Annotated in this window: 14 protein-coding genes; 8 read left to right on the forward strand and 6 right to left on the reverse strand. The window is 66.1% G+C overall.

The window, feature by feature from the left end:
* Positions 1–7 precede the first annotated feature (7 nt).
* Positions 8–895: a LysR substrate-binding domain-containing protein gene (locus KVT39_RS25690; protein ID WP_217590481.1), complete on the reverse strand. Its 888-nt coding sequence runs from the start codon at positions 893–895 to the stop codon at positions 8–10.
* 152 nt (positions 896–1,047) lie between these two features.
* On the opposite strand from KVT39_RS25690, the gene KVT39_RS25695 reads away from it, so the two are divergent.
* Positions 1,048–4,095, forward strand: a complete 3,048-nt coding sequence (locus tag KVT39_RS25695) for an FAD-binding and (Fe-S)-binding domain-containing protein (protein ID WP_217590482.1) — start codon at positions 1,048–1,050, stop codon at positions 4,093–4,095.
* A 93-nt stretch (positions 4,096–4,188) separates the two neighbouring features.
* Here the strand turns inward: KVT39_RS25695 and KVT39_RS25700 are convergent, their stop codons facing one another.
* From KVT39_RS25700 to KVT39_RS25710, 3 genes are all read right to left on the reverse strand, one after another.
* Positions 4,189–4,491, reverse strand: coding sequence for a hypothetical protein (locus KVT39_RS25700; protein ID WP_034182532.1), 303 nt, complete (start codon positions 4,489–4,491; stop codon positions 4,189–4,191).
* Between the two features lie 87 nt (positions 4,492–4,578).
* Positions 4,579–5,733 (reverse strand): branched-chain amino acid ABC transporter substrate-binding protein, encoded by a 1,155-nt coding sequence (locus tag KVT39_RS25705; protein WP_034182531.1) that lies wholly within the window; start codon positions 5,731–5,733, stop codon positions 4,579–4,581.
* 633 nt (positions 5,734–6,366) lie between these two features.
* Entirely contained in the window at positions 6,367–7,266 is a 900-nt protein-coding gene (locus KVT39_RS25710) for a DMT family transporter (protein ID WP_105391971.1), read from the reverse strand.
* Positions 7,267–7,323: 57 nt separating this feature from the next.
* Between KVT39_RS25710 and KVT39_RS25715 the strand changes: the two genes are divergently transcribed.
* The 4 genes from KVT39_RS25715 (at position 7,324) to KVT39_RS25730 (ending at position 10,432) form a co-directional block, all read left to right on the forward strand.
* Positions 7,324–8,310, forward strand: a complete 987-nt coding sequence (locus tag KVT39_RS25715) for a LysR substrate-binding domain-containing protein (protein WP_105391972.1) — start codon at positions 7,324–7,326, stop codon at positions 8,308–8,310.
* A gap of 169 nt (positions 8,311–8,479) precedes the next feature.
* Positions 8,480–9,142 (forward strand): hypothetical protein, encoded by a 663-nt coding sequence (locus tag KVT39_RS25720; RefSeq protein WP_034182528.1) that lies wholly within the window; start codon positions 8,480–8,482, stop codon positions 9,140–9,142.
* Between the two features lie 113 nt (positions 9,143–9,255).
* Positions 9,256–9,717 (forward strand): sodium:proline symporter, encoded by a 462-nt coding sequence (locus KVT39_RS25725; protein ID WP_217590483.1) that lies wholly within the window; start codon positions 9,256–9,258, stop codon positions 9,715–9,717.
* A 223-nt stretch (positions 9,718–9,940) separates the two neighbouring features.
* Positions 9,941–10,432 carry a hypothetical protein gene (locus KVT39_RS25730; RefSeq protein WP_217590484.1) on the forward strand — a complete coding sequence of 164 codons (492 nt, stop codon included), beginning with the start codon at positions 9,941–9,943 and terminating at the stop codon, positions 10,430–10,432.
* A gap of 150 nt (positions 10,433–10,582) precedes the next feature.
* On the opposite strand, the gene KVT39_RS25735 is transcribed toward KVT39_RS25730, so the two are convergent.
* Together KVT39_RS25735 and KVT39_RS25740 are read right to left on the reverse strand one after the other, a co-directional pair.
* On the reverse strand, positions 10,583–11,755 hold the full coding sequence (locus KVT39_RS25735) for a porin (RefSeq protein ID WP_105391974.1): 1,173 nt from the start codon (positions 11,753–11,755) through the stop codon (positions 10,583–10,585).
* A 237-nt stretch (positions 11,756–11,992) separates the two neighbouring features.
* Positions 11,993–13,849 (reverse strand): ABC transporter ATP-binding protein, encoded by a 1,857-nt coding sequence (locus tag KVT39_RS25740; protein ID WP_217590485.1) that lies wholly within the window; start codon positions 13,847–13,849, stop codon positions 11,993–11,995.
* 285 nt (positions 13,850–14,134) lie between these two features.
* Between KVT39_RS25740 and KVT39_RS25745 the strand changes: the two genes are divergently transcribed.
* The 3 genes from KVT39_RS25745 (at position 14,135) to KVT39_RS25755 (ending at position 16,442) form a co-directional block, all read left to right on the forward strand.
* Positions 14,135–14,701, forward strand: coding sequence for a TetR/AcrR family transcriptional regulator (locus KVT39_RS25745; protein ID WP_217590486.1), 567 nt, complete (start codon positions 14,135–14,137; stop codon positions 14,699–14,701).
* Between the two features lie 223 nt (positions 14,702–14,924).
* A complete protein-coding gene (locus tag KVT39_RS25750; protein WP_105391976.1) occupies positions 14,925–15,350 on the forward strand; it encodes an organic hydroperoxide resistance protein in 426 nt (141 codons plus the stop codon).
* 57 nt (positions 15,351–15,407) lie between these two features.
* Positions 15,408–16,442: an alpha/beta hydrolase gene (locus KVT39_RS25755; protein ID WP_217590487.1), complete on the forward strand. Its 1,035-nt coding sequence runs from the start codon at positions 15,408–15,410 to the stop codon at positions 16,440–16,442.
* The last annotated feature ends 65 nt before the right edge of the window (positions 16,443–16,507 follow it).

The raw sequence follows: 16,507 nt of genomic DNA on the forward strand, positions 1-16,507 counted from the left end.
CCGTGTTTCAGCACGACGCCAGCAGCCATTCGCGGAACGCGACGAGCGAAGGCAGCGTCTCGGTCCCCGGCGGATAGACGAGGTAGTAGCTGCGCTGGCTGGTGATCGCGTCGCCGATCGACACGAGTTCGTTGCGGCTCAGTTCGTCTTCCACCAGCACCTTCGGCACCAGCCCGATCCCCATCCCGGCCCGCACGGCCTGGATCAGGTGCGACGTCAGTTCGAAGCTCGGGCCGATGCGCATCTGGCGATGATCGAGCCGATAGTGCGAGAACCACTCGGCCCACGCCTGCTGGTTGCTCGTCACGCCCAGCAGCATCTGTTTCGCGGCCCAGGCCGGCGAGCGCGCGCCGGCCTTGCGGCTGCCCGCATCGGGGCTCGCGATCGCAATCAGGAACTCGTTGTACAGCCGATGCGCGTGCAGGCCGGGCCAGTCGTCCGCGCCGACGGTGATGGCCGCGTCGAGGTCGTCGTTGAGGAAATCGATCGCGCCGATCCGCGAATGAAGATGCACGGTCACGCCCGGATGCGCGGCGTAGAAGTCGTGCAGGTGCGGCAGCAGCCATTTCGAGCCGAACGTCGGCAAGGTCGCGAGCCGCAGCGTGCCGGCGCCTGCCTGGTGGGACATGGCCTGCAGCGTCGCGCCGCGGATGCGCCCCAGTGCGCCGCTCAGCTCGACGAAGTAGCGGCGCCCGACTTCGGTCAGCTTCACGGAGCGGCCTTCGCGCCGGAACAGCGGCACGCCGAGCTGATCCTCGAGCGTCTGGACCTGCCGGCTGATCGCGCTCTGGCTCAGCGACAGTTCCTCGGCTGCGCGCGTGTAGCTTTCGTGCCGCGCGGCTGCCTCGAACACGAGCAGCAGCGACATCGACGGGGTGAGGCGACGGTAATTCATGAGTTTTATGCAATATTCGCCGGGCGAGAATTCGTTTGTTTCTCGCGGAATTTACAAAGATACTGGAATTCCCGGTTGCATGGAAACTTGCTCAAAACTCATGTTTCGAAGCACGCGAGCACACCGGTTCACCCACCTTGCGCCTTTACCCCATGTCGATCGCCCCGTTGCCCCGTCCCGCCAGCCCGCCCGCGAACGCGTACCGTGACTTTCTCGCCGCGCTGCAGGCCGCCGGGTTCGCCGGGGAAATCCGCGCGGACCATGCGAACCGGACGGTCCAGGCCACCGACAACTCGATCTACCAGCGCCTGCCGCAAGCGGTGATCTGTCCAGCGCATGCGGACGACGTCCGGCTGGTGGCCCGGCTGCTCGCGGAACCCGCGCACCGCGACGTCGCGGTGGCCGCGCGCGGCGGCGGCACGGGCACCAACGGGCAGTCGCTGACCGACGGCGTGGTCGTCGACCTGTCGCGCAACATGAACCGGATCCTCGAAATCGACGTCGAGCAGCGCTGGGTGCGCGTGCAGGCGGGCGTCGTCAAGGATCAGCTCAATGCGGCGCTGAAGCCGCACGGGCTGTTTTTCGCGCCGGAGCTGTCGACGTCGAACCGCGCGACCGTCGGCGGGATGATCAACACCGACGCGAGCGGGCAGGGCAGCTGCACGTACGGCAAGACGCGCGACCACGTGCTCGAGCTGGACTTCGTGCTGATGGGCGGCGAGCAATTGCACAGCGCCGCACTCGCTGACGACGAGCTGGAGCGCCGCTGTGCGCGGCAGGACCGCGTCGGCAAGGTCTACCGCACCGCGCGGCGCATCAGCGACGACAAGGCGGCGCTGATCGAAGCGAAGTTTCCAAAGCTCAATCGCTGCCTGACCGGCTATGACCTCGCGCACCTGCGCGAACCCGATGGCCGCTTCAACCTGAACAGCGTGCTGTGCGGCGCCGAAGGCTCGCTCGGCTTCGTCGTCGAGGCGAAGCTCAACGTGTTGCCGATCCCGAAGTATGCGGTGCTGGTCAACGTGCGCTACGCGGGCTTCATGGACGCGTTGCGCGATGCGCGCGCGCTGATCGAGCACCAGCCGCTGTCGATCGAGACGGTCGACTCGAAGGTGCTGATGCTCGCGATGAAGGACTTCGTGTGGAGCAGCGTGGCCGAATATTTTCCTCAGGACGACCAGCGGCCGACGCTCGGCATCAACCTGATCGAATTCAGCGGCGACGACGCGGACGACGTCGATGCGCGCGTGCGCGCGTTCGTCGACCACCTGCGCACCGATACGAGCGTGGAGCGCCTCGGCCATACGCTCGCGGCAGGCGACGATGCGGTTAAGCGCGTATATGCGATGCGCAAGCGCGCGGTCGGCCTGCTCGGCAACGTGCAGGGCGAGGCGCGTCCGCAGCCGTTCGTCGAGGACACCGCAGTGCCGCCCGAAAACCTCGCCGCGTATATCTCCGAATTCCGCGCGCTGCTCGACGGCCACGGGCTGCAGTACGGGATGTTCGGCCATGTCGACGCGGGCGTGCTGCACGTGCGTCCGGCGCTCGATATGAAGGATCCGCGGCAGGCCGCGCTGGTGCGGCCCGTGTCGGATGCGGTGGCCGAGCTCACGCAGCGTCACGGTGGCCTGCTGTGGGGCGAGCACGGCAAGGGCGTGCGCTCCGAATATGCGCCGGCGTTTTTCGGCGAGCTGTACCCGTCGCTGCAGCAACTGAAGGCCGCGTTCGATCCGCACAACCAGTTCAACCCGGGCAAGATCGCGACGCCGCCGGAGAACACGATGCGGCTGCTGAAGATCGACGAAGTGCCGACGCGCGGCGACCACGACCGGCAGATCGACGAGCGCGTATGGCAGAGCTACGGCACCGCGATGCACTGCAACGGCAACGGCGCGTGCTACAACTTCGATCCGGACGACGCGATGTGCCCGTCGTGGAAGGCGACGCGCGAACGCGTGCATTCGCCGAAGGGGCGCGCGTCGCTGATGCGCGAATGGTTGCGCCTGCAAGGGCAGGCCGGTGTCGACGTCGTCGCGGCGGCGCGCGCGCGGCAGCCGTTCCTGAGCGGCGTTGCCGCCCGCTGGCGCAACAGCCGCGCCGCGCGCAGCGGCGCGGCCGACTTCTCGCACGAGGTGTACGACGCGATGGCCGGGTGCCTCGCCTGCAAGTCGTGTGCGGGACAGTGCCCGGTCAAGGTCAACGTGCCCGAATTCCGTTCGCGCTTTCTCGAGCTGTATCACCGTCGTTATCAGCGGCCGCTGCGCGACTACCTGATCGGCTCGCTCGAATTCACGATGCCGTGGATGGCGCGGGTGCCCGCGCTGTACAACGGGCTGATGCGTGCGGGGTGGGTGCGCACGCTGCTGGAGCGGCAGGTCGGCATGGTCGACAGCCCGCTGCTGAGCCGCTTCGATCTCGCGGCCGTGATTCGGCAATGGCGCGTGAAGCCGGCCGACCCGCACGCGCTCGCGGCGCTGAGCGACGCGCAGCGCGCGCGCAGCGTCGTCATCGTGCAGGACACGTTCACGCGTTATTTCGATACCGAGCAACTGGCGACGCTGATCGAGCTGGCGGCGCGCGTGGGTTTTCAGGTGTGGCTCGCGCCGCTCGCGCCGAACGGCAAGGCGCTGCATGTGCAGGGCTTTCTGCGGGCGTTCGAGAAGGCGGCGATCCGCAATGCCGCGCAGCTTGCGGCGCTCGCGCAGTCGGGCGTCGCGCTGGTCGGCCTCGATCCGGCGATGACGCTCACGTATCGGCAGGAATACCTGAAGGTGACGGGGCTCACCGATGTGCCGAAGGTCGCGCTGCCGCAGGAATGGCTGCTGCACGCGCTGCCGGAAGCCGGCGCGGGCGGCGTGTCCGGTGCATACCGGCTGCTGCCGCACTGTACCGAGAAGACCAATGCGCCCGACAGCGGCAAGCAATGGGCGCAGGTATTCGCGCGGCGCGGGCTGCGTTTGCAGGTTCAGGCGACCGGGTGCTGCGGGATGTCCGGCACGTATGGGCACGAGGCGCGCAACCTGCAGACGTCGAAGACGATCTATTCGCAGTCGTGGGCCGCGCACGTCGATGCGCCGGAGGACCAAGGCGAAGCGCTGGCGACCGGGTATTCGTGCCGCAGCCAGGTGAAACGCATGTCGTCGACGCGGTTGCGTCATCCGTTGCAGGCGCTGCTCGATCACGTTCGTGCGCCGGGGTGACGATCGGGCGGCGCGCGCTGCGCTGCCCGTGTGACGGCATCGCGCATCGCGCGGCAATCTCAGTGCCGCCATCGACGCATGCGAAAGGGTCAGTCAGGAATCGGCTTTCGCGGTTTTCCGCGCACGCGGCTTGTCGGCCGCGGGAAACGCGCCGACGCCGCGCGGCCGTTTCGGTTCGATCCGCATTTGCCGGATCACGCGCCGGAAGTCGATCTCGTGCGCGGCCAGCGCGCCGATCAGCTTCGCGATGACCGCGAGGTGGGAGGGCACCGTGCCCTTGCTCGAATAGTTCGTGATCGAGCTTTCGTTCATCCGGATCAGACGCGCGAACTCGCGCGACGTCAGCTGCGCTTTTCTCAACTCCTGCTGAAATTCGGTATACGCCATTGCACACATGTTGCTTCGTCTCCGTGATTCAGAAATCGGCCCGCACGGCGCCGGCGCCGACGGGTGGCGTTCCCGTCGTGCCGGCGCCAACGCGGGTTACATCTTGACCTGGTCGAGGAAGGTCTTCTTGCCGGTCTTGTAGCCGTAGATCGAGATGATCCCGTGCGTCAGGTCGCCCTTCGCGTCGAACGTCGTCGTGCCGATCACGCCGTCGTATTTCGTCGCCGGCATCGCCGCGAGGATCTTCGCCGGGTCCGTCGAGTTCGCGCGCTTCATCGCGTCGACGGCGATGTAGACCGCGTCGTACGCGAACGGCGCATCGAACTTGATGCCCTGGTTGAAGCGCTTCTCGTACTTGGCGACGAACGCAGCACCGCCCGGCATCTTCTCGAGCGCCGCGCCGGCTTGCGAGCACAGCACGTTGTCGGCTGCCGGGCCGGCCAGCTCGGCCAGCGAGTCGGTGCACACGCCGTCGCCGGACAGGATCTTCGCGCGCAGGCCGAGCTGCTTCGCCTGCTTCGCGAGCGGGCCGCCGGTGGCGTCCATGCCGCCGTACATGATCGCGTCGGGGTTCTCGCCCTTGATCTTCGTGAGAATCGCGCGGAAGTCGACCGCCTTGTCGTTGGTCGCATCGTGCGACAGCACCTTCAGGCCGAGTGCCTTCGCCTTCTTCTCGAACTCGTTCGCGAGGCCCTGGCCGTAAGCGGTCGAATCGTCGATCACCGCCACGCTCTTCACGCCCTTCGACTGGGCGTAGCTCGCGAGCGCCGGGCCCTGCTGCGCGTCGGTCGCCACCACGCGGTACGTGGTCTTGAAGCCTTGCTGCGTGTAGGTCGGGTTGGTGGCCGACGGCGAGATCTGCACGATGCCCGCATCGCTGTAGATCTTCGAGGCCGGGATCGACGTGCCCGAGTTCAGGTGGCCGATGACGGCGACGACCTTGTCGTCGACGAGCTTCTGTGCGACCTGCGTCGCCTGCCGCGGGTCGGCCGCGTCATCCTGCGCGTCGAGCTGCAGCGTGATCTTCTTGCCGCCGATCGTCAGCCCCTTCGCATTGATTTCCTCGACCGCGAGGCGCGCGCCGTTCTCGTTGTCCTTGCCGAGGTGCGAAATGCCGCCCGTCGTCGGTTCGACGCTGCCGATCTTCACGACCTGGTCGGCCATCGCGGTCGACGCTGCCGCGAACGCAGCGGCGGCCAGTGCAACGGTGATCAGGGGTTTGCAGCGCATGCCGACAATGCTTCGTTCCATCTGCCATCTCCGAATTGAATGTCTTTCTTGGACGTCTCGACCGGCCGGCTGCGGGCCGGGGTGATCGGACGAGTCTCCATACCCATCATGGGCTTCAGTTGCATCGCGCCCGGCCGTGTGACGGGCCGCCCGGGCGAGCGGGCGGGCTATCGCCCGGCGCCATGCAATTCGTATGAATATATCCGAAGCCGATTTTGCGCGCTGCAGCGAACCGTGTGACGGGGCGGGCACGGCACGGTTCGGCGCCCGGATTTCGCGGATTCCGGATGCCGGAAATCGTGCGCCGTGGCGGGCCAGGCTGCGATTCGCTGTCGATGGCCTTACGGCCGCATCCATTATTCGGCCGGTTGCAGGGGCGAAGCCATGGACACTGATGGGCGGTCAGTCGGGAACTGTTCGGTCGATTTGTCTGCACAGTTTGGGCACTCGCAAGCGCGCAGCCGGGTTCTTGGAAATGCTTCATCGAGCGCGATATCTCTCACATGCAACTAACGGTCAAGTCCGGCGGCATCAACGAATTGGCGCAAGTCGACAGCCCGTACAATGCAATCGGCTTTGCACATGCCGGGGCTTGCCTGGACCGGCCGCTTCCAGACTGTCGGGCAGGTAATGCCATCCGATGCAACCGCGATCCTACGAACGTCCGCGCAATGCGACGAAGACCACGCCTGCAATCGCCAGCAGGCCGCCGCATAGCGTTTCGATGCCCGGCCGCTCGCCCGTCAGCATCATCGACAGGGCTGTCGCCACCGCTGGCGTAAGATAGAGAAAGTTGGCGGCGCGCGCCGCACCGAAGTAGCCGAGTGCGAAGGTCCAGGTCGCGTAACCGAGTGCCGCGGGAAATACGCCGAGGATCAATACCGCCAGCGTCGTGTCGTGCGACGCACCGCCGAGCGAGGCGAGCGCGCCGGGCAACCAGGGCGTGAGCAGCAGCGCGCCGGCCAGCAGCGTGTACGCGGCACAGGGCAGCGCGCCGTACACGGGAATCAGCCGCCGTTGCAACACGAAGTAGCTGGCCGAACACAGCGCTGCGCCGAGAATCAGCGTGCTCCCCGAGCCGAGGACAAGCCCGCCCGGTTGACCATGCGCAATCACGCCAATACCGGCAAGACTGACCAGCGAACCGAGCCACCCCCGGAGATGGAATCGTTCGCCGAGAAACACGGCGGCAAGCAGCGCCGTGAAGATCGGCAGCGTGTTCACGATGAAACTCGCCGCGCCGGCCGACACGGTTTGCTCGCCGGTATTGAGCAGTGCGTTATAGAGCGCGATGCCGAGGAAACCGCAGGCCAGGAAACGCAACGCATCGCGTTTCGCGGGCCTCGGAGGCCGCCGCCACGCAAGCCACGCGATCACGAGCAACGCGGCGGTGGCAAAGCGCGCCGCCGCGAGTTGCAGTGGCGCCAGGCCGTGCAGGCCGATTCGGATGAACGGGAATGCGGAGGCCCACGACACGATCGTGAAAGCGACCGCGCCTGCCGCGACCAGCGGTTGTCGCGCGCCGCGCGACGACGGTGAGGAAAGGGTATTCATGCGGCAATGGTGCGATGTTGCGAGATGTTAAGCTAGCGCACAGATCAACATCCGGATATGACCATGGCTCACAGCTCGGTGCGGCGGCGAGCCGACAGTCCGGCGCGTGCGCGTCAGGTTGCGGATGCGCTGCCGGTTGCAGCGCCGGCGCCTGGCCCGCGGCCGCCGCTTGCCAGCCTGGAGACCGTGTGCACGGTGGCGCGTCAGGGTTCGTTCCTGGCGGCCGCCGACGTTTCCGGCGTGACGCACGGCGCGATCAGCCGGCGGGTGGCCGCCGTGGAAAACTGGCTGGGCATGGCGCTGTTCGAACGTCATGCACGCGGTGTGCGCCTGACGCCGGACGGGCAGCGCTTCGTCGGCCGGATCGAACAGGCGTTCGCGATCATCGACAGCGCGGCCGACCAGTGGCGCTCGCCGCGTACGCCGCGACTGGTCCGGATGAGCGTGGTGCCGGCATTTGCGCAGCTCTGGCTGTTCGAGCGGCAGCATGCGCTCGAGAGCGAGGCTCCCGCGCTGCGCATCGAACTCGGCATCGAGCTTCGCAACGTGGATATCGCCGGCGGCGAAGCGGATCTGTCGATCCGGTATGGGCGCGGCAACTGGCGTCAGCTCGAAACCCGCGCGTTCATGCCGGAGCGGCTTTATCCGGTCGCGCATCCGCGGCTCGCCGCGCAACTGGCGAAGGCGCGCCGCCGGCACGGCGACGCCGCGCTGCTCGAGATGCCGCTGCTGCACGATTCCGACGTGACCGGATGGCGCACCTGGTTCGACTCGCTCGGCATTCCGTTCAAGCCGCGTGCGCAGGATCGCCGCTTCGAGGATTACAACCTGGTGCTGGCGGCAGCCGAAGCCGGGCTCGGCGTGGCGCTGGCGCGGACGCCGCTCGCGGACGCGTATCTGAAGCGCAGCGAGCTCGTCCGGGTGAGCCGCCACGAGGTCGATTCGCTGCTCACGTACCACTTCGTGCATGCGAAGGGGGAGAATCGGCCGGAGGTGCTCGCGTTGATGGAGCGGATGCGGGCGGCGTTGGCGCAGCAGGGTTAGGTGGTGGAGGCGTGGGGGCCTGCTTCGGCGGCGCGCTCGGGGCCTGTGCCTGTATACATGAAGATGGGCCGCGGGATCGTCGACATGCGACCGCGGAAAACGAAGAGGTTGGAGAGATGAACGCAAATCGAGAAATTTTGCAGCCGTTCGGATGCACCGGAGGTACACGATGAACAGACCAGACAAGTCGTCGAAAGCGCGTGCGGCGCTCGATCAGTTGTTCTCGGGCATTGCGCCCGCGGACGCGAAGAGTGCGTCACGCCCGGGCAATCCGTTCGAAGCGGCGGGAGACGATGTGTCCGTCGACGCCGACGGCCGCGTTGAAGTGACGCTGTCGACCAGAATCCAGTTGCGCGGCTATCCGGGTGCGGACGCGTTCATGAAGCGCATGGCCGAAGCGTGGGGCCTCGAGTGGGGAACGTACGACAGCGTTCAGGCCATCGCGAAGCTGCCTGCCGGATGGCGATCGCGCCGGCTTCCGGAAGTCACGCAGATCGTCGACGGACACGATGTGCTGCGCGCGGAGAGCAGCCTGCAGGGCGGCGAGATGTCGTATCTGAAAGTGAACCCGCGGTACTACATCGACGCACGCAAGGGGTTCGGCTGGGGAAAGTCGTCGAAGGCGTCCGACGATCCGGATCTCGACGGCCCCGACTGGAACTGCTTCGTGATCGATCGGGAAAAGTCCATCGAAGTGCACGAATTGACGACCTCGTCGTTGAAAGCCGACATGGACAATGCCCGCGCGACATTGCTGAAATGGCTTGACGAACACTATCCCAAACATCGCGATCCGTTTGCGTACTGGACGGACTGCGAAGGGGCATCCTGATTTTTGCGTGGCCGCCCGGTTCGGTATCGCGGGCACACGCTGCCCGACCGGAATCGGAGCGGACGGGGCGCACGCCGCTTCGATGCATCGGCCGGTCGCGATGGGGACGCCAATTGAAACAAACCAGTCCAGTGCCGATTCTCTGCGCAGCGTTTGGTGCGGCTGTCGGGTCGACCGTCATCGAGCTGCTGCTCTGGTCGATCGCCGGCGATGACGCCATGCGGAACCTGTTTCGCGACGCGCGCCTGACGGCAGCAATCGTGATGGGGCGCGGCGTGCTCGACACGTCCGCCGGCTTCGATCCGATGGTCATGGGTGTCGCGACACTCGTGCACGCCGCTCTGTCGCTTGCCTATGCGGCCGTGCTGGCGAAGGTGGTCCGGAACATGTCGCTCGGGTCCGCGCTTCTCGCAGGCGGCGCGTTCGGGCTCATCCTGTATGGCGTCAACCTGCACGCCTTCACGGCGATCTTCCCGTGGTTCATCCCGGTTCGCGGCGCGATCACGCTGGTGGCCCATCTGGTATTCGGGGTCACGGCAGCGGCCACCTATCACGTCGTCAAACGCCCGGTTTGACGCTGGCCGCGGCAACGATTGCCGACGGCGCCCGCTTCCGTCATTCGCATCCCGACCCCTGGAATAACCGGGCGTGCTGCTTCGTTTAGCCGTCAGGAGACCCGATAGAAGCGGTGGCCCGTTACCGCCGCGCGATGAATCTTGCGCAAGCAATCCAGCGTGCCGGGCGCCGCCCGTGACGCCGGCGGTCAAATGGTCGGGGGCAACAATGCAGGAGCCGATCGTGGGCAACATGTTTCGATTCGGGATAGGCATCGTCTGTCTTGGCCTTTCCGCGCCCGTCCTTGCGCAAATGGATGACGAATTACCGGACTACGGCACAAACTGCCGCGCGGTCGTCGCGCAAGCGGACATCGACGGTACGGAGCAGCAAATCGTGGGGCGTGCGTGTCTGCAAAGCGATGGCACATGGCAGATCGTGCAAAGTGCCGACGGCAGCGTGCTGTGGTACCCGGCGGCGGCCTATCCGTATGCCGACCCGTGGTATTGGGGGCCGCCGCTTTTCATCGGCGCGGGCGTGAGCTTTGTCTTCGTCGATCGTTTCCACCATTTCCACCACTTCGATCACTTCAATCGGATGGATCATCGCCACTTCGGCGTGCCGATGGGTGCAGGCTTTCACCGCGGCCCGTTCCTCGGTGGCGGCGGGCATGGGTTCGGCGGCATGCATCGGTTCGGTGGCATGAGCGGGGCTGGCGGAATGCGACGCCATTAGGCCAGCATTTCGACGCAAGGCAACCGCGTTGCCCGGTTCTGACGATAAGTTAAGCTGAACGTTTTTACGGGAACGCGGACAGTGTAAAAAACGGCGCAGGCGCGCACCATGCGTGCGCGCCTGCCTGGCTGTCGCGATGCGACGTCGCGATCAGAACTTGTGGCGAATCCCGACGATTGCGAGTTCCTGCGTATCGGTGCCGGAGTTCACGCCGTACGAGCCGACCGACGCGGCGGCTTTCACAGTCGCGCCGCTCGCGTTGAGCGTGTTGCCGCTTGCCTTCTGATAGCCGAACAGCGCGTACAGGTCGGTGCGTTTCGACAGCGCGTAATCCGCGCCGAGGTTCACCTGGTTGTAGTGCGCGGAAGCCGGGCCCGTCAGCGACGTGTAGTTGTAGCCGACGCCCGCGCGCAGCGCCGGCGAGAACTGCCAGTTGAAGAACGCCGAGCCGTTGTTGAACTTCGCGTTCTGGCTGAACGCCGACAGCGTGTCCGCGCCGTACTGCGTGTTCGAATACGCGAGGCCGAAGGTCGCCGGCCCGGCCACGTACTGGCCGGCCACGCGCACGATCTGGATCGACTTCGCGCTCGAGAAGCCTTGGTTGATCACGGTATTGAACAGCGTGTCCGAGCTGCTCGACCACGTGCGCACGCCATTGGCGACCGTCGAGCCGCCGTTCGCATAGAAATAGCCTGCGCCGAGCGACAGCGGGCCGTTCGCATAGCTCGCGCCGAAGCTGTACGTGCGGCCGTTACCGGTGGCGCCCGCAACGCCGCCGAAGCCGTACAGCGCCGCGAACTGGAAGCCCGAGATCAGCGGGCTCGTGTATTTCACCGAGTTGCTGACGCGCAGGCTGTTGTCGTAGTTGTCGAGGTCGCCCGGCGTCGAGAATACGCCGCCGAAGTAGTTGTCCTGCGTGAGGCCCTGCACGAGATCGACGACCGGATCGTACTGGCGGCCGAGCGTCACGGTGCCGTATGTGCTGCTCGCGAGGCCGACGACGGCCTTGCGGCCGAATTCGCGCTGGCCCTGGCCGAGCGCGCCGGTGCCGATGTTGAAGCCGTTCTCGAGCTGGAACAGCGCGGACAGCCCGCTGCCGAGATCCTCGATGCCGCGCAGCCCCCAGCGGCTGCCCGACAGGTTGCCGCTGCTGAACTTGACGAGGCTCGACGCGTTGCCGCCGCTCGCGTTCTGCGCGTTGTGCACGTAGGCGATGCCCGCGTCGGCGATGCCGTACAGCGTGACGCTGCTTTGCGCATGCGCGCCGGCGGCGCAGAGCGCGGCCGGCAGCGCGAGCAGTGCGAATGAGCGGATTCGTTTCATGGTTGGATTCCCCCGTTGGTCGATGTGTCTGACGAGTCGGTGAACGATACGGACAGCGCATCGTCAAGGGAACCAACAAATTTTCGAATCGTTATGAGGCGGCGCGACGGCGTCGCGATCGGTCGGCGCGCCGCTCGGTGTATCGCCGTATCGTTGTGTTGGCACCCGAGCCGCAGGGGCACGCCGTTTCAGGCGTCCGCGCCGTTGGGCACGACGCCTGGAGTTTCGACACGGCGCCTACTGCTCCGCCCCCTCCGCCTCCGCCGTCTCCCCGAGAAACCCGCCGCTCTGGTGCGCCCACAGCGCCGCATAGATGCCGCCCGCCTGCAGCAGTTGCTGGTGCGTGCCTTCCTCGACGATGCGCCCTTCGTCGAGCACGATCAGCCGGTCCATCGCCGCGATCGTCGACAGCCGGTGCGCGATCGCGATCACCGTCTTGCCGCTCATCAGGGTATCGAGGCTGCGCTGGATCGCGACTTCGACTTCGGAATCGAGCGCGCTGGTCGCTTCGTCGAGCACCAGGATCGGTGCGTCCTTGAGCATCACGCGCGCGATCGCGACGCGCTGCCGCTGGCCGCCCGACAGCTTCACGCCGCGCTCGCCGACCTCGACGTCGTAGCCGCTGCGCCCGTGGCGGTCGCGCAGCCGGTCGATGAACTCGGACGCTTCCGCGCGCACGGCCGCGTCCTGCATTTCGCGCTCGGTTGCATCGGGGCGACCGTACAGCAGGTTCTCGCGCATCGTCCGGTGCAGCAGCGACGTATCCTGCGTGACCATCCCGATCGCGCTGCGCAGGCTGTCCTGCGTCACGTGCGCGATGTCCTGCCCGTCGATCCGGATCGTGCCGCCGCCCACGTCGTAGAAACGCAGCAGCAGGTTCACGAGCGTCGACTTGCCGGCGCCCGAGCGGCCGATCAGGCCGATCCGCTCGCCCGGCCGGATCGTCAGGTTCAGCCCGTCGAACACCGCGCGGTCGTTGTCCTCGTGCGCGAACTGCACGTTGTCGAACACGATCCCGCCACGCAGCACCACGAGCGGCTTCGCATCGGGCGCGTCGACCACGCTGCGCACCTTCGTCAGCGTGTTGATGCCGTCCTGGATCGTGCCGACGTTCTCGAACAGCTCGGTCATCTCCCACATGATCCAGTGCGAATAGCTCGACAGGCGTAGCGCCATCGCGATCACGGCCGCGACGACGCCCGCGCTCGCTTCGCCATGCATCCACAGATACAACGCGAGGCCGGTCGAGCCGACCAGCAGCAGCGTCGACAGCAGGTGGTTGACGATCTCGAACGCGCTGACGAGCCGCATCTGCGCGTCACCGGTCGCCTTGAACGCCTCCATCGCACGGCGTGCGTGGTCGGCTTCCCGCCGCGTATGCGAGAACAGCTTCACGGTCGTGATGTTCGAATACGCGTCGGTGATGCGGCCCGTCATCAGCGCGCGCGCGTCGGCCTGCCGGCTGCCGACGGCGCCGAGGCGCGGCACGAAAAACGCGCACGCCAAGCCGTAGCCGAGCGCCCACAGTGCGAGCGGAATCATCAGCCGCCAGTCGAAGCTCGCCGCGAGCGCGAGGATGCCGATCAGGTACGCGGCAACGCCGATCACGACGTCGACCGACATGAACAGCGCATCGCGCACGGCGAGCGCAGTCTGCATGATCTTGGTCGTCACGCGGCCGGCGAATTCGTTCGCATAGAACGACAGGCTCTGGTCGAGCATCAGCCGGTGGAACAGCCAGCGCAGCCGCATCGGGAAGTTGATCGCAAGCACCTGGTGCTTGACCATCGTATGCAGCGCGATCAGCAGCGCGCTGCCGACGAGGATCGCCGCGAAACCGGCAAGCGTGCCGAAGTGACGGCCGCCGAATTCCGCCGGCGTCGCCGCCGACGACAGCCAGTCGACCACGCGCCCCATCATCGCGAACAGCGCGGCTTCGTACGCGGCCAGCGCGGCCGACGTCAGCGCGATCAGCAAAATCCAGCTGCGTGCGCCTTTCGTGCACGCCCAGACGAACGAGAAGAATCCCTTCGGCGGCGTGACGGGATCTTCGAGCGGGAAAGTCGGCAGGCGCCGTTCAAACCACGAGTACATCGACTGTTCTCCTTATACGGTCCGACGAAGCGGGCGGGCCGGTGATGCATGTGCCGGGCGCGACGCGATGTCGGGGCGCTGGCGCGCACATCCGAGCGACGATTGCGTCGTGGTCGCTTCGCCTGGCTGCGAGTGTCGCATCGATTCGATTGGGCTGCAGGCCGGTTGTAAGCAGCAGTGACCATGCGGGGCGGCGTTTGCCCGCGCTTCCGGTTTTCGAGGCTTTTCATTCAGCCCTAAAAAAAGTCCTTGACTGTCTATCTATGAGTAGATAAAGTTCGATCCATGGAAACGAAACCGACCGTCCGCGAACAGATTCTCGACCACGCGATCACGCTGATGATGCTGCGCGGTTACAACGGCTTCAGCTATCGAGACCTGTCCGACCTGGTGGGCGTGAAGACGTCGAGCATCCACTACTACTTCCCGTCGAAGGACGACCTCGTGCTGGAAGCGGTAGCGGCGTATAGCGACGAAGTCCTCGCGGCCATGCGGGCGATCGATCCGGCGTTGCCGGCCGACGTGAAGCTGAGCCTGTATACGAAGCTGTTCGGCCGGACGCTCGGCGACGGCAACCAGATCTGCCTGTGCGGGATGCTCGCGGCCGACATCGAATCGTTGCCGGAGAACGTGCGGCAGGCCGTGCAGGCATTCTTCAAGGCCAACGAGAACTGGCTCGCGGAATTGCTGGCGCAGGGCGCGAAGGAACGCACGCTGCAGTTCAGCGGCAAGCCCGAAACGGCGGCGCGCGCATTGTACGCGGCGTTCCAGGGCAGCGTGCTGGCCAGCCGGCTGTTTCACACACGGGCGCGTCTCGAGGATGTCGAGGCCGCCTGGAAAACCCGGTCCTGACGGACGGGGCAAGCGGTCAGGCGGTTCGCCGCCTTTTGTTGGGGTTTGTTGTCTATCTGTTGGTAGATAGATAATCGGGGCAGGTGGATCGACCGCCTGCATTTTTTGGGGATGTTTATCTATCTATGAGTAGATAAACAAACGTGACGTCGGCGGCAAGGCTTTCGGCGTGCGGTCCCGGGTTGGAAGGCTGTTTCACTCACTGATTGAAAAGGAGTCTGTCATGTCGATCGAAAAAGTGCTGTACCGCGCCCATGCAAAAGCCACCGGCGGCCGCGACGGCCGTGCCACGGTGCCCGAAAGCGGCCTGGACCTGAAGCTGACCACGCCGCGCGAACTCGGCGGCGCGGGCGGCGCAGGCGCGAACCCCGAGCAACTGTTCGCGGCCGGCTATAGCGCGTGCTTCATCGGCGCGATGAAGTTCGTCGCGGCCCGCGACAAGATCGCGATTCCCGCGGATGCCGCCATCGAAGGCAGCGTCGGCATCGGCGCGATCCCGAACGGCTTCGGCATCGAAGTCGAACTGAAGATCTCGCTGCCCGGCCTCGATCGCGACACCGCGCAAACATTGATCGACCGTGCACACATCGTCTGCCCGTACTCGAACGCGACGCGCGGCAACATCGACGTCACGTTGACGCTCGTCTGATCGCACGTACTACGAACCATTGATCGCCATTCACCGGTTAAGCCAAGGAGTTTCATCATGAAGATCGTCAAGCCGCTGCTGATCGCCGCCGCCGTTGCAGCCGCGTTGTCCACCGCGTCCGGCGCATTCGCTGCCGGCGCCGAAGCCGTCCGGCCTGATGCGGCGACGAGCGGGTTCCTCGCCGCGCTGAACGGCCAGAAGGGCCCCGGCCTCGAAACGTTGAGCCCCGCGAAGGCGCGCCAGGTGCTGGTCGATGCGCAGAACGGCGCGAAGGTCGACCTGTCGGGCATCGACGTGTCGAACCGCACGATCCAGCAGGACGGCTTGTCGGTGCCGATCACGATCGTTCGCCCGCAAGGCGCGACGGGCACGCTGCCGGTGTTCATGTTCTTCCACGGCGGCGGCTGGATTCTCGGCGACTTCCCGACGCATGAACGCCTCGTGCGCGATCTCGTCGTGCAATCGGGGGCGGTCGCGGTGTTCGTGAATTACACGCCGTCGCCGGAAGCGCATTACCCGGTCGCGGTCAACCAGGCGTATGCGGCGACGAAGTGGGTAGCCGCGCATGGTGCGGAGATCGGCGTCGACGGCAGCCGCCTCGCGGTGGTCGGCAACAGCGTCGGCGGGAACATGGCGGCCGTGGTGTCGCTGATGGCGAAGGACAAGGGCGGCCCCGCGATCCGCTTCCAGGGCCTGATGTGGCCCGTCACGGACCACAACTTCAACACGGGCTCGTACAACGCGTATCAGCAGGGCCACTTCCTGACGCGGCCGATGATGAAGTGGTTCTGGGATGCCTATACGAAGAACGAAGCGCAACGCAACGAGATCTACGCGTCGCCGCTGCGCGCGAGCACCGCGCAGTTGAAGGGCCTGCCGCCCGCGCTGATCCAGGTCGCGCAGTTCGACGTGCTGCGCGACGAAGGCGAAGCGTACGGCCGCAAGCTCGACGCGGCCGGTGTCGACGCGACGACCACGCGCTACGACGGCACGATTCATGATTTCGGTCTGCTGAACGCGCTGGCCACGGATGCACCGACGAAGGCCGCGACGAAGGCGCTGGCGAATGAAATCGCGACGCGGCTGAAGTAACGTGGCGGGTGGCATTCGAATTCGAAAGAATGCATTCGAATGCGAACGACGAAGCGGCGGGCTCA

It is taken from the genome of Burkholderia sp. GbtcB21 (genome assembly GCF_019091065.1).
Classification (GTDB): Bacteria; Pseudomonadota; Gammaproteobacteria; order Burkholderiales; family Burkholderiaceae; genus Burkholderia; species Burkholderia pyrrocinia_C.

What these genes read in the sequence shown, in the direction of transcription:
- KVT39_RS25690 (WP_217590481.1), bottom strand. Translation starts at nt 895, where the DNA reads ATGAATTACCGTCGCCTCACCCCGTCGATGTCGCTGCTGCTCGTGTTC.
- KVT39_RS25695 (WP_217590482.1), top strand. Translation starts at nt 1,048, where the DNA reads ATGTCGATCGCCCCGTTGCCCCGTCCCGCCAGCCCGCCCGCGAACGCG.
- KVT39_RS25700 (WP_034182532.1), bottom strand. Translation starts at nt 4,491, where the DNA reads ATGTGTGCAATGGCGTATACCGAATTTCAGCAGGAGTTGAGAAAAGCG.
- KVT39_RS25705 (WP_034182531.1), bottom strand. Translation starts at nt 5,733, where the DNA reads ATGGAACGAAGCATTGTCGGCATGCGCTGCAAACCCCTGATCACCGTT.
- KVT39_RS25710 (WP_105391971.1), bottom strand. Translation starts at nt 7,266, where the DNA reads ATGAATACCCTTTCCTCACCGTCGTCGCGCGGCGCGCGACAACCGCTG.
- KVT39_RS25715 (WP_105391972.1), top strand. Translation starts at nt 7,324, where the DNA reads ATGACCATGGCTCACAGCTCGGTGCGGCGGCGAGCCGACAGTCCGGCG.
- KVT39_RS25720 (WP_034182528.1), top strand. Translation starts at nt 8,480, where the DNA reads ATGAACAGACCAGACAAGTCGTCGAAAGCGCGTGCGGCGCTCGATCAG.
- KVT39_RS25735 (WP_105391974.1), bottom strand. Translation starts at nt 11,755, where the DNA reads ATGAAACGAATCCGCTCATTCGCACTGCTCGCGCTGCCGGCCGCGCTC.
- KVT39_RS25740 (WP_217590485.1), bottom strand. Translation starts at nt 13,849, where the DNA reads ATGTACTCGTGGTTTGAACGGCGCCTGCCGACTTTCCCGCTCGAAGAT.
- KVT39_RS25745 (WP_217590486.1), top strand. Translation starts at nt 14,135, where the DNA reads ATGGAAACGAAACCGACCGTCCGCGAACAGATTCTCGACCACGCGATC.
- KVT39_RS25750 (WP_105391976.1), top strand. Translation starts at nt 14,925, where the DNA reads ATGTCGATCGAAAAAGTGCTGTACCGCGCCCATGCAAAAGCCACCGGC.
- KVT39_RS25755 (WP_217590487.1), top strand. Translation starts at nt 15,408, where the DNA reads ATGAAGATCGTCAAGCCGCTGCTGATCGCCGCCGCCGTTGCAGCCGCG.